The 14,306-nt window shown below is 32.7% G+C and carries 11 protein-coding genes; 6 read left to right on the forward strand and 5 right to left on the reverse strand.

Features of this window, described 5'->3' with window-relative positions:
* Positions 1–3: 3 nt before the first annotated feature.
* The 4 genes from JOOMADRAFT_RS18760 to JOOMADRAFT_RS18775 all read right to left on the reverse strand — a co-directional run bounded on the left by JOOMADRAFT_RS18760 (position 4) and on the right by JOOMADRAFT_RS18775 (position 3,799).
* Positions 4–1,074, reverse strand: a complete 1,071-nt coding sequence (locus tag JOOMADRAFT_RS18760) for a DUF4097 family beta strand repeat-containing protein (protein ID WP_008616217.1) — start codon at positions 1,072–1,074, stop codon at positions 4–6.
* Positions 1,055–1,624, reverse strand: coding sequence for a hypothetical protein (locus tag JOOMADRAFT_RS18765; protein WP_008616219.1), 570 nt, complete (start codon positions 1,622–1,624; stop codon positions 1,055–1,057). Before JOOMADRAFT_RS18765 ends, JOOMADRAFT_RS18760 begins: the two co-directional genes overlap by 20 nt.
* Positions 1,611–2,177: an RNA polymerase sigma factor gene (locus JOOMADRAFT_RS18770; protein WP_008616221.1), complete on the reverse strand. Its 567-nt coding sequence runs from the start codon at positions 2,175–2,177 to the stop codon at positions 1,611–1,613. Before JOOMADRAFT_RS18770 ends, JOOMADRAFT_RS18765 begins: the two co-directional genes overlap by 14 nt.
* 221 nt (positions 2,178–2,398) lie before the next feature.
* Entirely contained in the window at positions 2,399–3,799 is a 1,401-nt protein-coding gene (locus JOOMADRAFT_RS18775) for a nucleotide sugar dehydrogenase (protein ID WP_008616223.1), read from the reverse strand.
* A gap of 218 nt (positions 3,800–4,017) precedes the next feature.
* On the opposite strand from JOOMADRAFT_RS18775, the gene JOOMADRAFT_RS20035 reads away from it, so the two are divergent.
* Positions 4,018–4,200 (forward strand): hypothetical protein, encoded by a 183-nt coding sequence (locus JOOMADRAFT_RS20035; RefSeq protein WP_008616224.1) that lies wholly within the window; start codon positions 4,018–4,020, stop codon positions 4,198–4,200.
* A 908-nt stretch (positions 4,201–5,108) separates the two neighbouring features.
* Here JOOMADRAFT_RS20035 and JOOMADRAFT_RS20785 read toward each other — a convergent pair.
* Complete coding sequence (locus JOOMADRAFT_RS20785) at positions 5,109–5,321, reverse strand: transposase (protein ID WP_008616225.1); 213 nt, start codon at positions 5,319–5,321, stop codon at positions 5,109–5,111.
* Positions 5,322–5,670: 349 nt separating this feature from the next.
* Here JOOMADRAFT_RS20785 and JOOMADRAFT_RS18785 point away from each other — a divergent pair, with 349 nt between their 5' ends.
* From JOOMADRAFT_RS18785 to JOOMADRAFT_RS18810, 5 genes are all read left to right on the forward strand, one after another.
* Complete coding sequence (locus JOOMADRAFT_RS18785) at positions 5,671–6,609, forward strand: FecR family protein (protein ID WP_008616226.1); 939 nt, start codon at positions 5,671–5,673, stop codon at positions 6,607–6,609.
* 126 nt (positions 6,610–6,735) lie between these two features.
* A complete protein-coding gene (locus tag JOOMADRAFT_RS18790; RefSeq protein ID WP_008616227.1) occupies positions 6,736–10,233 on the forward strand; it encodes a SusC/RagA family TonB-linked outer membrane protein in 3,498 nt (1,165 codons plus the stop codon).
* An 18-nt stretch (positions 10,234–10,251) separates the two neighbouring features.
* The gene (locus JOOMADRAFT_RS18795; RefSeq protein WP_008616228.1) at positions 10,252–11,682 is read left to right on the forward strand and encodes a SusD/RagB family nutrient-binding outer membrane lipoprotein; all 1,431 of its coding nucleotides are present in this window, start codon (positions 10,252–10,254) and stop codon (positions 11,680–11,682) included.
* Positions 11,683–11,697: 15 nt separating this feature from the next.
* Positions 11,698–13,290, forward strand: coding sequence for a calcineurin-like phosphoesterase C-terminal domain-containing protein (locus JOOMADRAFT_RS18800; RefSeq protein ID WP_008616243.1), 1,593 nt, complete (start codon positions 11,698–11,700; stop codon positions 13,288–13,290).
* A gap of 260 nt (positions 13,291–13,550) precedes the next feature.
* A complete protein-coding gene (locus JOOMADRAFT_RS18810) occupies positions 13,551–14,111 on the forward strand; it encodes an RNA polymerase sigma-70 factor (protein WP_157136797.1) in 561 nt (186 codons plus the stop codon).
* Positions 14,112–14,306: the final 195 nt, after the last annotated feature.

Raw genomic sequence — 14,306 nt, forward strand, 5'->3', positions numbered from 1 at the left:
TCTCTACTTCTTACTAAAACTCACTCCTCCATAATCTGAGGTAATGCTTACTTTATTTTTACCTTTAGTTCCATAATATCCTTGGTAATATTTTTCTGTTGATTTCTCTCTTTTGATATTGTATTCAAAATTGGTGTCGCCACTCAATCCGGCATATTCAAGATTCATTTCAAAGTCAAAATGATAACCACTATTATAACCAATTTTAATTCCCGTATAATCACTTCTTATTTGAAGATTACCAGCATCTGCTGCCATTTCTTCAATACGAATAGAACCATAATCGGATGTTATATCTACATTTCCGTGTACAACTCCAAAACGAGTAGTTAGGTAATCTCCAACACCTTCAATATTAGCAGTGTTATTTATTTTGATACTTCCATAATCACAAGAGTATTTTACATTTTTAGCATTGTTTACTTCAGAAGTGGTATAGTCTGCACTGATAACTAGATTGCCTGCTTTTTCAATTTCAAAAGAGGAATAATCGGCACTTATTTTTCCGCTTTTCATGTATTCAACGGTTGATTTTGAAGTGTAATCAAAGGTTAATACATTGTTATCTGCATTTAATTTTCCGAGTTCCAAACGGCCGTAATCACAACTAATATTAGCAACCCCATTGATTTCATCTAAATAAATTCCGCCGTAATCGTTATTTAAATCTACTGTATTTCCTATAGGGACTTTTACAGTATAGTTTATTTCCATACTCACATTATTATTACTCCATCCCCAACCACTTTTGGAAAAAATTGTTTTGGCAGAAACCATAGAACTTGAATTTTGAAATTCTATATCAATTTCATCGAGTTTCTTTTGTGCCTTTTCTTCACTATTACTATTGGTTTTTATATGAACTTCTATAACAGTTCGGTTTTCATTCCAAGAAGTAATATGTAAATTTCCGTAGCTATTATTAAGTTTTAAAAGCGCTTTCGGACTTACATTAAATTCTTTCTTTATTTTTTTCTCTTTGGTGTATTTTCCATTCCATCCAGGACCAGCAGCGATACCGAATAAAGGAAAACATAAGAATAATAATGCGATTTTATATAATTTGATTTTCATCTTGTGTAGTTTTAAATTGTTTAATTTCTTCAATTTGAGTGAGTACGTCTTGTAATAAATTAATTCTTGTTTGGTAATTAATAATCATGGCATGCAAAATTTGTTTGCTATTACCTTCATTTGCTAAATCTTCTTCTAATTTTTCATGATCTTTTTCTAACTTTTTTAGCTGAAGCATAGCATCTGCAATAATTTGTTTAGTTTCTGGTGTTGATTCTGCCTTAATCTTTTCAACTTCTTCATTAATTAAAGAGGCAAAATAGAACTCGGTCTTTTCAATTTGTGTAGGTTCTTCGGCTACTTGTTGTTCTATTACACTTTCAGTATTTAGAAACTGAAACCCAACAATAAATAAAACAGCAATAGAGGCAGCAACAGTGAGTAATTTCCATGGAAAGTTATTCGACTTCTTTTTATGGATGGAAACCACTTTTTTTTGCGTTTGCAACTTCTCTAAAAAACGATTTTCATGTCCTTCTTGTGGAGTTTCAATATCCCACTCGTCTTTTAAATTTTCAAACAAGTTATCTATGTTATTATTCTGTTTCATAAACTTCAGCTTGTAATTTTTTTCTTAAACTCTCCTTCGCTCTAGAAATTGTAGTCCTACAATTTGCATAGCTTAACTCCATAATAGTTCCTATTTCGTCATAGTCGTATCCTTCTATTAAATGAAGGGTCAAAGCAACTCTGTAATTATCCTTCAACATACTCATGGTTTGCAACACTTTTTGAGCCTTTATATTGGTCAACTCATGATCAGAATTAATTCCATTATCATCTTCAACCCTATAGATTACATCATCTAAGGCAACATTATTTTGTTTTTGCTGCTTTCTATAATGATGAATACTGTTGTTAATAACAATACGTTTTAACCATGCTCCAAAAGTTACTTCGCCTTTAAAAGTATCCAGTTTCGTAAACGCGTTTAAAAACGATTCCTGCATAATATCTTCGGCTTCAAAACTATCTTTTACAATGCGAAACGCCGTGTTGTACATTGCTTTGTAATAGCGATTGTAAAGCGATAGTTGAGCAGATTGTTTTCCTTCTGCGCATAATGCTAATAGCTGGTCAATATGTAATTCTTGTTGGCTCAAAAAGTTATTCGTTTCTCACTAGTGAGTTTTTATCCTTTTAAGGATTGTTTGTAATAAAGATAAGATTACTTGAAGAATGTTACAGTTGAAGCAAAAAAATTGTAAGAAAAAATGATAGTTATTGAAAGTCAGCGTGTTATTTATAGTATTTAGCATAAAAAAATCCTGATAAAACTATTAAAATAGTCTTATCAGGATTTTTAAGTTTATAAAAATTAGCTTTAGGCGTTTTCTCCTATTCTATAATAGTTAAAACCTATGCTATTTATTTTTTCTTTATCTAGAATTCTCCTTCCGTCAAAAACAAAAGCAGGTTTAAGCATTTGCTTAAAAATAGTTTCCCAATTGTAGGCTTTAAACTCATCCCATTCTGTTAAAACGGCAATAGCATGTGCATCTTTAGACGCATCTATAGGGTCTTTTACAACGGTAACGAGTTTTCTGTTTTCTTCTTCAGAACGGGTATTTAAATAATCTAAATCGGCATAAATTCGCTCTTCAGAAACTTTAGGATCATAAATTACAATTTCTGCTTGCTCTTCTAAAAGGGCATCGGCAACATAAATAGCGGCCGATTCACGGGTATCATTAGTATCTTTTTTAAATGCCCATCCGTAGAAAACAATTTTTTTACCAGAAACAGTATTATAAAGGGTACTAATAATATTATTGGCAAACCTAGATTTTTGATAATCGTTCATAATAATTACCTGTTCCCAATAATCTGCCACTTCCTGCAAGCCATAGCTTTTGGCAATATATACAAGGTTTAAGATGTCTTTTTGAAAGCAAGAGCCTCCAAACCCAACAGAAGCATTTAAAAATTTAGAACCAATCCGACTATCTAAACCAATAGCTTTAGAAACTTCTTGCACATTGGCGTCGGTTTTTTCACACAAGGCAGAAATAGAATTGATAGACGAAATACGTTGCGCTAAAAAGGCATTTGCAACCAATTTTGAGAGTTCCGACGACCAGATGTTTGTTTTTAAGATGTTTTCCTTAGGAAGCCAATGTTCATAAATAGCACTCAAAGCTTCTTTAGCTGCTTCCCCTTCTGGAGTTTCATCGCCACCAATTAGTACTCTATCTGCATGCAGAAGATCGTTTATAGCGGTTCCTTCTGCTAGAAATTCTGGATTAGAAAGAATCTCAAAATTTACATGGTTACCAGTATTGTCAAGGATATTTTTAATAGCCTGCGCTGTTCTTACAGGAAGGGTAGATTTTTCTACCACAATTTTATCATCTTTAGCAACCTTAGCAATATTACGTGCACAAAGCTCAATAAACTTTAAATCGGCTGCCTGTCCTTTTCCTTTTCCGTAGGTTTTGGTAGGCGTATTTACCGATATAAAAATCATTTCTGCCTCATCAATAGCTTTATCAACTTCAGTAGAAAAGAATAGATTTTTATTGCGGGTCTCGGCTATAATTTCTTTTAATCCTGGTTCGTAAACGGGGAGCTTATCTAGATTTTCATCGTTCCATGCTTTTATTCTATTCGCATTGATATCTACCACTGTAACTTTAATTTCTGGACATTTATGGGCTATAACCGACATAGTTGGTCCGCCAACATATCCAGCTCCGATACAACAGATTTTATTTATTTTCTTCACACGTATTATTTTGAAACCAAATTAATATGAACTAAAGTAGCGTATAATGTTTTGCTATTTAGTTATGCAAATATAGAAACTACTTCCAATTATAGCGTTTAAAATGACTTATTAGTATACACAGAGACTACTAAATAAAGGTTAAAATGATGTAAAACACCCTACTTTTCTATAAGATTAATTGTAACTTATAACAATAACCTTAAATCAACCCGAAGATGAATTTTGTATACATTACATCGCTTTTATTACAATCGCCCGACGGAATTCCGAAACCAGGCAATAACGAACCTTTAGACTTACAATCGTGGTCGGAAGTAATTATCTACATTCTTATTCCTATACTTTTAATTGTATTTTACTTTGTGTGGCGAAAAAATAGAAGGAATCGGAAACGTTAATGGGGGAGGAGTGTTCAGTTTGTAGTAGGCAGTTTTCAACTTTAAGGTTGCAAAGGTTGCAAAGGTTGCAAAGGTTCAAAGGTTCAGAGGGGCAAAGTTTTGAATGTGTTAATTTGAAGATTTGAAAATGTGTAATAAATGAAATCTTCGGACTCCTGACTCCTGACTCCTGACTTTTTCAATTTTTCAATCTTTCAATATAGAATTGTTGAATAAATGAAATCTTCTGGTTTCTGGGCTATTCTGTTTTTTCAACTTAGGTTCAAAGGTTCAGAGGTTCAAAGGTTCAGAGGGGCAAAGTTTTGAATGTGCTAATTTGAAAATGTGTCAATTTGAAGATTTGAAAATGTGTAAAATGACACCTTCGGACTCCCGGCTCCTGACTCCTGACTTCTTCAATCCTTCAATCTTTCAATTTTTCAATCTTTCAATTTTTAAATGTGTAATAAATGAAATCTTCGGACTCCTGACTTCAATCTTTCAATTTTTCAATATAGAATTGTTGAATAAATGAAATTTTCTGGTTTCTGGGCTATTCTGTTTTTTCAACTTAGGTTCAAAGGTTCAGAGGGGCAAAGTTTTGAATGTGCTAATTTGAAAATGTGTCAATTTGAAGATTTGAAAATGTGTAAAATGACACCTTCGTACTCCCGACTCCTGACTCCTGACTTCTTCAATCCTTCAATCCTTCAATTTTTCAATCTTTCAATTTTTAAATGTGTAATAAATGAAATCTTCGGACTTCTGACTTCTGACTTCAGTCTTCTTCAATCCTTCAATCTTTCAATTTTTAAATATGGAATTGTTGAATAAATGAAATTTTCTGGTTTCTGGGCTATTCTGTTTTTTCAACTTAGGTTCAAAGGTTCAGAGGGGCAAAGTTTTGAATGTGCTAATTTGAAAATGTGTCAATTTGAAGATTTGAAAATGTGTAAAATGACACCTGAACTTGAAGGGGAATATTTATAAATCCAACGATAGATTGAACGATTACTGATCTTATGCAATCGCTCCAATTGGGACACGCTAAATTTACCACTTTCAAAATCTGCAACAATAGATTTTTTATACGCTTCAGAAAACTTACGGGATTTCTTAATTAATTTTATAGTTGCTTTCATATAAATTGACTTTAAGTGGTCAACCTATATCAGGGAAGTACAAAGTACAACTTCTGACTCCTGACTCCTGACTCCTGACTCCTGACTTCAGTCTTCTTCAATCTTTCAATCTTTCAATCTTTCAATCTTTCAATCTTTCAATTTTTAAATGTGTAATAAATAAAATCTGAACTTCGGACTTCAATCTTCCAACTCCTTCAATTTACCTCCACTTATCCAAATAGTTAATTCAATGTAAACAAAAACAACACTATTTAAACAAAAGGTTAAATGGTGTTGTTTTCTATTTTTTCCACTACGTGTGTTATGTTATTTCTGGTATTTACTATTGAAAGCCGATAACAAAAGCATGAAGGAATCAACATTTAAATACCTTTTAAAGAAATATGAAAAGGGAGAAACTACTTCAGAAGAAAAAGAACTTCTCGAAAAATTTGAGAATCATTTTCTTAAAAAGAATGAAGCTACTGTTTTTCAATCAGCATCTCATAAAAATAAAGTACAGAACGATATTTACCGAGTTGTAAAACGTTCAACAGCTAAGAGTCCTACTAATTGGTACAAAATAGCAGCCAGTATTATTGTATTGCTTGGAGTGGGAATTTCTGTATGGTTTGTTTTTAATCCTAAGGGAACTATTTCTTACACATTGATAGCGACAAATGAGAATGAAATTAAAAATATTGTTTTACAAGATAGTAGTGTAGTTACTTTAAATGAGAATAGTTTTTTAAAATTCCCAAATCATTTTACCTCTACTAGTCGGCATGTTATTCTAAAAGGGGAAGCCTATTTTAAAATTTCGAAAGATAAAAAACGTCCTTTTACTGTTATAGCAAATAACATTACTACTAAGGTTTTAGGAACCCAGTTCAATATAAAAATGGATAGTACTAATATTTCGGTGGCTTTGGTAGAAGGATCTGTTGATGTAAAAGGCTTACAAACTTCAAAAATTTTAAAACCGAAGGAAAAAATAAACTTCAATTTAAAAAATAAAGAAATAGAAACTGTCAGATTTAATCCTGATGAGGAACTGTTATGGATGACAAAGAAACTGACGTTTAATAACACTTCTTTAGTAGAGATAATTCAGCTTTTGGAGAAAAAATTTGAGGTTTCTATTGATTTAGATTCTCCAACTTTAAATGAGGTAAAAGTTAGCGGAACCTTTACCAATCAGAGTCTTACATCTATTTTAGTAACTATAACAAAGGCAACAGATTTAAGTTTTAAACGAACAACTAAAAACCAAATACTAATCTATAACCCTCAGAAATCAATATGAAAACATAAGAAATAAAAAAAAGGAAGTGCGCCAACACTCCCTTCAACAGTAGAATCATGTCAAATTTAAAATGTATCAGTCAAACACAAATCAAATTATTGTAATTGATTAAACCGCAATAAAAATATGAAAAAAAACGCAAGTAAATGTCATAAATTAATTATGCGTATTTCCACCTTTTACATCATAATAGTCTTAGGATTGCATAGTTTATTTGCTACCGAAATAAACGGACAGGCATTAAAGAGTTCTAATATTCTTTTAGAAAAGAACAGCTATAAACTTGAAGAGTTATTTGAAATTATAGAAGCAGAAACAGCCTATAATTTTGTAATTTCTGAAGATTACCTTAATACGGATACTACTATTTTAACCGCTTCTGGAAAGGTTAATTTATTGTATTTATTAGAATCTATTTCAAAAGAAAAACAGTTACGTTTTTACAGAGTAAACGAATTAATAAGTGTTTCAAAAATAAAGAGCTTTCCAATTAGAGAAAGAGTACAAGTTGTGGAACAAGTAACTGTAACAGGATTGGTGGTAGACCAAGAAGGCGTACCATTACCAGGAGCAAGTGTTCAAGTAAATAATAAAGCCATTGGGGTTGTAACCGATTTTAATGGGAATTTTAGCATAACAGCTAAAAAAGGAGACGAAGTAAAAATTACTTATGTAGGATTTTTACCAACTACCTTTATCATAGGAGATAAAACTTTTTACGAAATTAAATTAGAGCAAGATGTATCAGAACTGGACGAGGTTGTTGTTACTGCTTTAGGGATAAAAAGAGAAGAGAAAAAGCTAGGATATGCTCAGCAAACGGTACAGTCAGAGCAATTAACTGATGCCCGTACTAATAATTGGTCTGAAGCATTAAGAGGTAAAGTTCCTGGGCTTTCAATTCAATCGTTAGGAGGGCCGTTAAATTCTCAACAAATAAAACTTCGAGGAGATAATTCATTAAATCCTGGTGCAAATGCTGCACTTATTGTAGTAGATGGAGTTCCTGTAAATAGTGACTTACCAACTTCTGGTGCTTCAAATTCTTATATGGGGGGAGATGCTTCTAATGATACTCCAGTAGATTTTGGTAATGGAATTGCAGATATAAACCCTGAAGACATTGATAATATTTCTGTATTAAAAGGAGCAGGAGCAGCAGCATTATATGGAAGTAGAGCTGCTAATGGGGTAATTATTATTACTACTAAATCTGGTAAAAATCAAAAAGGGTTAGGAGTATCGTTTAGTTCTAATACAAAGTTTGATGTAATTACACGTTGGCCAGATTGGCAATACGAATATGGACAGGGAAGCGGAAAAGGAAGTTATGTAAAGCCAGATGGAAGTCTTTATTATTCTTATGGAGCTTCAGAAGATGGTAAAAGTACAGGGGGAAGTAGTTCAGCGTTTGGACCTAAATTTGAAGGACAATATTACTACCAATACGATCCAACTATAGAAGGGCAATCTGCAGAGCGTCAACTTTGGCAACCATATAAAGACAATCGTAAAGATTTTTGGCAAGTAGGAACAACATATACACAAAATGTATCTATTCAAGGAGGAGGAGAAAAAGGATCCATGCGAACGTCTCTTACACATTTAAAAAATGAATGGATTATGCCAAATACTGGTTATGAACAAATGGCGGTTTCTTTAAATGGAAATTACCAAGTGTCCAATGCTATTAAACTGAGTTCGGTTGTAAATTATAGAAAGCGACAGAGTGATAATCTACCCGGGCAAGGTTATAACAACCATTCAATAGCATACTTTATGATTTTTCAAAATCCAAATGTAGATTTAGCTTGGTATGAGCCAATTTGGAAAGAGGGAAAAGAACAGGTAGATATGATTCGCCCATTTAGTGGTTATATAGATAATCCATATGCAATGGCTTATGAAATTACAAATTCTTTAGACCAAAACTCTGTTACAGGAAATGTAAAAGCTGATATTGAAATTACCCCAAAGTTAAACTTAATGTTACGTGGGGCTTTAAATAGCTATTCTAAAGGAACAGAGCAACAACGGCCATACGATATAAATAGGTATGCAACAGGTTTTTTTAAGAAAACAAGTATTTATAGTGAAGAAATAAACACCGATTTCCTTTTAAACTATAAAAATGAATTCGGAAAAGATATTGATGTTTCTGGTTCTATAGGAGGAAATGTAATGAAGTATAAATATAGAAGATTGGACTCTTGGACTGAAGGTTTAGAAACGCCAGGTATTTATAACCTTGCAAATGGAACTAATCTTTTTACCAGTGCTTATGATGGTAATGAACAAGTAAATAGTTTATATGGAATGGCTTCTTTTGGTTATAAAGATTTTATTTTCCTTGATTTTACAGGACGTAACGATTGGTCGAGCACCCTTCCAGAACACAATTGGTCTTTCTTTTATCCTTCGGCAAATGCAAGTATTATATTAAGCGATGTGTTTAATTTCCCTGAAGAAATTAACTTCACAAAATTTAGATTCTCTTATGCAGAAGTAGGAAACGATGCACCGCGTTACAGTACTAAAAAATATTATGGAAAAGGACCATATCCTTTTCCAAGCTCGGCAGTGGCTCCAACAACTTTATACAATACAGACTTAAAGCCAGAACTTACCAAAAGTTTAGAAGCAGGGTTTAATGTTAGAATGTTTAAAAACCGATTTAATTTAGATGCAGCAGTATATAGAACACTTACGGTTAATCAAATTTTACGAGTGCCATTAACACATTCTACTGGATATAGTACTGCATGGATTAATTCTGGAGAAGTTAGAAATATTGGAGCTGAAGTAATGTTTAGTTTTAAACCTATTAAAAACGAAAGTTTTGAATGGGAGAGTATCATTAACTGGTCAACAAACGATAGTAAGGTTATTAGTCTAGACCCTAGGTTAGAAGGAAAGCTTCAAATGTTAAGCTCATCTAGTGCTCGTTTAGTGGGTGTAGAAGGAGGTTCAGCCAATGCACTTTATGGAAGAGGTTATGAGCGTTCTCCAGATGGAGAGGTCTTGTATGATGCTAATGGTCATCCTTTAATGACAGATAGTGATATTTATATAGGAGAAACAACGCCAAGGTGGACTGCTGGTTTTATAAATAATTTAAAGTATAAAAACTTTAGAATGAATATTACTATTGATGGTCGTTATGGAGGAGTAATCTATTCGCATACACACCATAAATTAACACAACAAGGAAAACTTGAACACACACTTCGAGGGAGAGAAGAGGGAGAATTGGTAGGAAATGGAGTCGTAGCCAATGGAGATGGAACTTATTCTCCAAATACTGTAGCGCTCCCAATAGCTAATTATTACGATGAGCATTACAAACTTGCTAATACCGAATCAAACTCCTTTGATGCTTCTTTTATCAAACTACGAGAGGTAAGTTTAGAGTACTCCATTCCTAGAAGATTTTTGACTCCAACATTTTTGCAGGCTGCTAAATTTTCTATTTATGGAAGAAACTTGGCAGTAATTTCAGATTTTCCAATTTACGACCCCGAAGTTGCAGGTCAGGCAGGAGGTACTAATTTATATCAAGGAGTAGAAGTAGGACAAATGCCTGTTCCTACAGAGTTTGGATTCAATGTTAAATTTGATTTTTAAGTTTAAAACGAAAGAATAATGAAAAATATATCAACAATAATAACTGTATTTGTATTAATGTTAGCAGTTTCATGTACTGGTGATTTCGAAGAAATCAATACACATCCTAATCAACTAGAAGAGATTACTGCAGGAAGTACTTTAAATCCTACTATTTATGGGTTGGCTTATGAAAATGCAAAGGAAGCAAGAGATAAAAACTTTGGTTTGATGCAAGTGTTTTATGGTGCAGACCAAACAACAGATCAACCATTTTTATACGATTTGCGTCAAGATGTAGGTGCTGGTTTTTGGAATGAATATTACCAATGGATTCCTAATATTATAGAAATGGAGAATGCAGCTATCGGGGAAGAAAAAGTAAATTATGAGGCTATTGCTCTTACGTTAAAAGCGTATGCTTTTTCTATGCTTACCGATGTATTTGGAGATGTTCCAATGGTAGAAGCTGCTAGAGGAGAAGAAGATATTTTCTTCCCAGAATACTCAAAGCAAGAAGACATATATAAAACCATTTTAGAAGATTTAGAGAGGGCGAATTCTCTTTATGATATCTCAGAAGGGATGGTTTATACAGAAGACATTTTATTTTTTAATGATGTTTCTAAGTGGCAGAAATTTACTAATTCTTTACACTTACGTTTATTACTGAGACTTTCTAAAAGGACAGAAATGGATGTTTTTGATAAAATGAAAAATATAATTAATAATCCTACTAAATATCCTGTATTCACTTCCAATGATGATGCAGCAGTTCTACAAATTACTGGTGTAGCACCAAACCTATCTCCATGGGATAGGCCATCAGATTTTAGTGTATTTAGATATTATTGCGAGTTTTTTGTTGATAATATGAATAATTTCAACGACCCAAGACTTCAAATTTTTGCAACTGTAGCTCGAGGATTGAATGATGAAAACTACGGATATATAGGTCAGCCTATTGATCAAAGAAATAATCCGTTGCCAGATAGTATAGCAACACCTTCTGGAGTGAATAATAATCAAGTTATAGCACCTATGATTATTCCAATCCTAACTTATGGGGAGGTTGAGTTAATTAAAGCAGAACTAGCTCAGCGTGGGTATATTTCAGATGGGAAAATTCATTATGAAAATGGAACAAAAGCAGCGATGGAATTATGGGGAGCTGAGGTTCCTGATGGATATTTTGATAATGAATTCACAATGTACAACGGTACTTTGGAGCGTATTATACTTCAAAAATATTATGCGCTTTACTTTAACGATTATCAATCGTGGTTTGAATATAGACGAACAGGATTTCCAAAATTACCAAAATCTCCAGATATGTTAAATGATGGAGAAATGCCTTCACGTTTTTACTATCCAATTTCGGCAAGTACGATGAATAGTGCGAACTATAAAAAAGCTGTAGAACAAATGGGCGGTGATGATATTAATGTAAAAGTATGGTGGGATAAATAATAAACGTAAATAGATATGAAAAAAATAATTTTAACTACAGGAGTAATTCTCTTTGCATCTTTTACATACGGGCAATCTACCGTAAAGGGATACGTGTTTAACGACACCAACAAAAATGGAAAAAAAGATAGAAAGGAAAACGGAATAGAAGGAGTTTCTGTAACCAATGGAGTGGAAGTGGTACAAACCGATAAAAAAGGGGCATATAAACTTCCGGTTAGTAACGACGCCATTATTTCTGTTATCAAACCATCTTATTATGCTATTAATGTAAATGAAGATAACTTATCTCAATTTTTCTATATCCATAAGCCAGAAGGTTCTCCAGAGGCTAAGTTCAAGGGAGTTTCTCCTACAGGAAGATTACCAAAAGAGATTAATTTTCCGTTAATTTCTTCAGAAGAAAAAAACGATTTTACTGCACTTATTTTTGGAGATCCACAACCGTATACACTAGAGGAAGTAAATTATTTTGCTCGTGGAATTGTTGAAGATGTTACCAAAACGGAGGATGTGTCATTTGGTTTGAGTATGGGGGATTTGGTAGGAAACGATTTGAGTTTGTTTAATCCGTATATAAAAGCAGTTAAAGAATTGGGACTTCCTTGGTATAATTTATTAGGGAATCACGATTTAAACTTTGATGCTAATAAAGACCAATTAGCAGATGAAACTTATGAGGCACATTTTGGACCAGCAAATTATGCATTTAATGAAGGAAAAGTGCATTTTATTGTTTTAGATGATGTTTTATACCCAGACCCACGCGATGAGAAAGGGTATTGGGGTGGTTTTAGAAAAGACCAATTGGATTTTGTAAAAAACGATTTAAAATATGTACCTAAAGACCATTTAATAGTTTTGGCTTTTCATATTCCTATTAGTGAACCCGAAGGAGATTCTTATAGAGATGAAGACCGTCAGCAATTATTCGATTTACTAAAAGATTATCCAAATACTCTTTCTTTATCGGCGCATACCCATATTCAACGTCAAGACTTTTTTGATAAAGAATCTGGATGGCATCAAGAAAAACCACATCATCATTATAATGTAGGAACTACTTCAGGCGATTGGTATTCTGGGAAATTAGATGAAAATGGAATCCCAATTTCTGTAATGCGAGACGGAACTCCAAAAGGATATGCTTTTATTAATTTTAAAGGAAATCAATATGAAGTAAAATATAAAGTAGCAGGAAAACCAGCAGACTATCAAATGAACATTTTTGTTCCTAAAGTTGTTGCTGAAGGAAGAAATACTAAAGCTGGGATTTATGTAAACTTTTTTATAGGAAGTGAAAATGATGAGGTTTTATACCGAATAGATGAAGGAGATTGGAAACCAATGGAATATGTTGAAGAGCAAGATCCTTCGTATGAGGTTTTAGTGTATGAATGGGATTTAACCGATAAATTAATGCCAGGAAGAAGGTCGTCTAATCCAATAGATTCTAAACATCTATGGAAGGGTAAAATTCCTACAAAATTAAAAACAGGAACTCACAAAATTGAAGTGAAAGCAACCGATATGTATGGAAATACATATACAGGAACAAGTAGTTACAGATTAGATTTGCCAGCTCAATCAGCAGTGAATGCTAATTAATAGTTAAAACTCCATCACTAAGGAGTTTCATTTGTGTACTTTTTGGAGGCAATCCAAAAAAGTAGTTGATTTTTTTTCCAATAAACCCTGTAGAATTTCTGCAGGGTTTTTTATGGGAGAAGTGAGGTAGTCTACTGTAATTTTCGAAAGGCCATATATTATCTTTTCCCTTCAAATAATAAATTTAATAACGCTAAAATAGCCTACAGTTTACCTTAAGTTAACTCAAAAAGGAAGTGTTTTTCTTTATTTTGAAAACCATGAATAACACCGCTCCACTTTCTGCTAACCAACTTATGGAACGTATAAAAAACGATGATGAAAAAGCATTTCATTTGTTATTTAATCGTTATTGGGAAGTTCTTTTTGTATTGGCAAAGTCTATTTTAAATGATGAAGCTATAGCCAAAGATTTAGTACAAGAAGTTTGGATAAATTTTTGGGAGCGAAGAAAAAAAATAGAGAGTACTAATATTGAAGCCTATTTAAAACAAGCCATTAAGTTTAGCGTTTATAAAGAACTTAGAAATTCAGTTTTGAGTAATGAGCATAAAGAATATCTCCAAGAAATAGCAGCAGAAACTGCTACCGACGATCATCTTATTTATAGTCAGACAAACAATATGCTTACCAATACAATTCATGAATTACCAGATCGTTGTCGTGAAATTTTTCAACTGAGTCGCGAAGAAAATTTGAGTAATCAAGAAATAGCAAATCAGCTTAATATCTCCAAGCGTACTGTAGAGACTCATATTTCTCATGCCTTAAAAAGCTTGAGAATGCGACTTACTTCTTTTCTATTTGGAATAATGTTATAAGTTTAACCTCTTCAAGTCAGCATAAATTTAACTAAATACTATTTTTCTTCAAAAAAATAGTAGTGAATTCGTGGCAAGAAGGGAATCCTTTATTTTATAATAAACTGTCTAACTACTTAGTACTTAATTCCAAATACTATTTTTTAAAAAAAAATGTATTAGTGAATTCGTGGCAAGAAGATTATCTATTATTTT

This window comes from Galbibacter orientalis DSM 19592, assembly GCF_000260115.1.
GTDB lineage: Bacteria > Bacteroidota > Bacteroidia > Flavobacteriales > Flavobacteriaceae > Galbibacter > Galbibacter orientalis.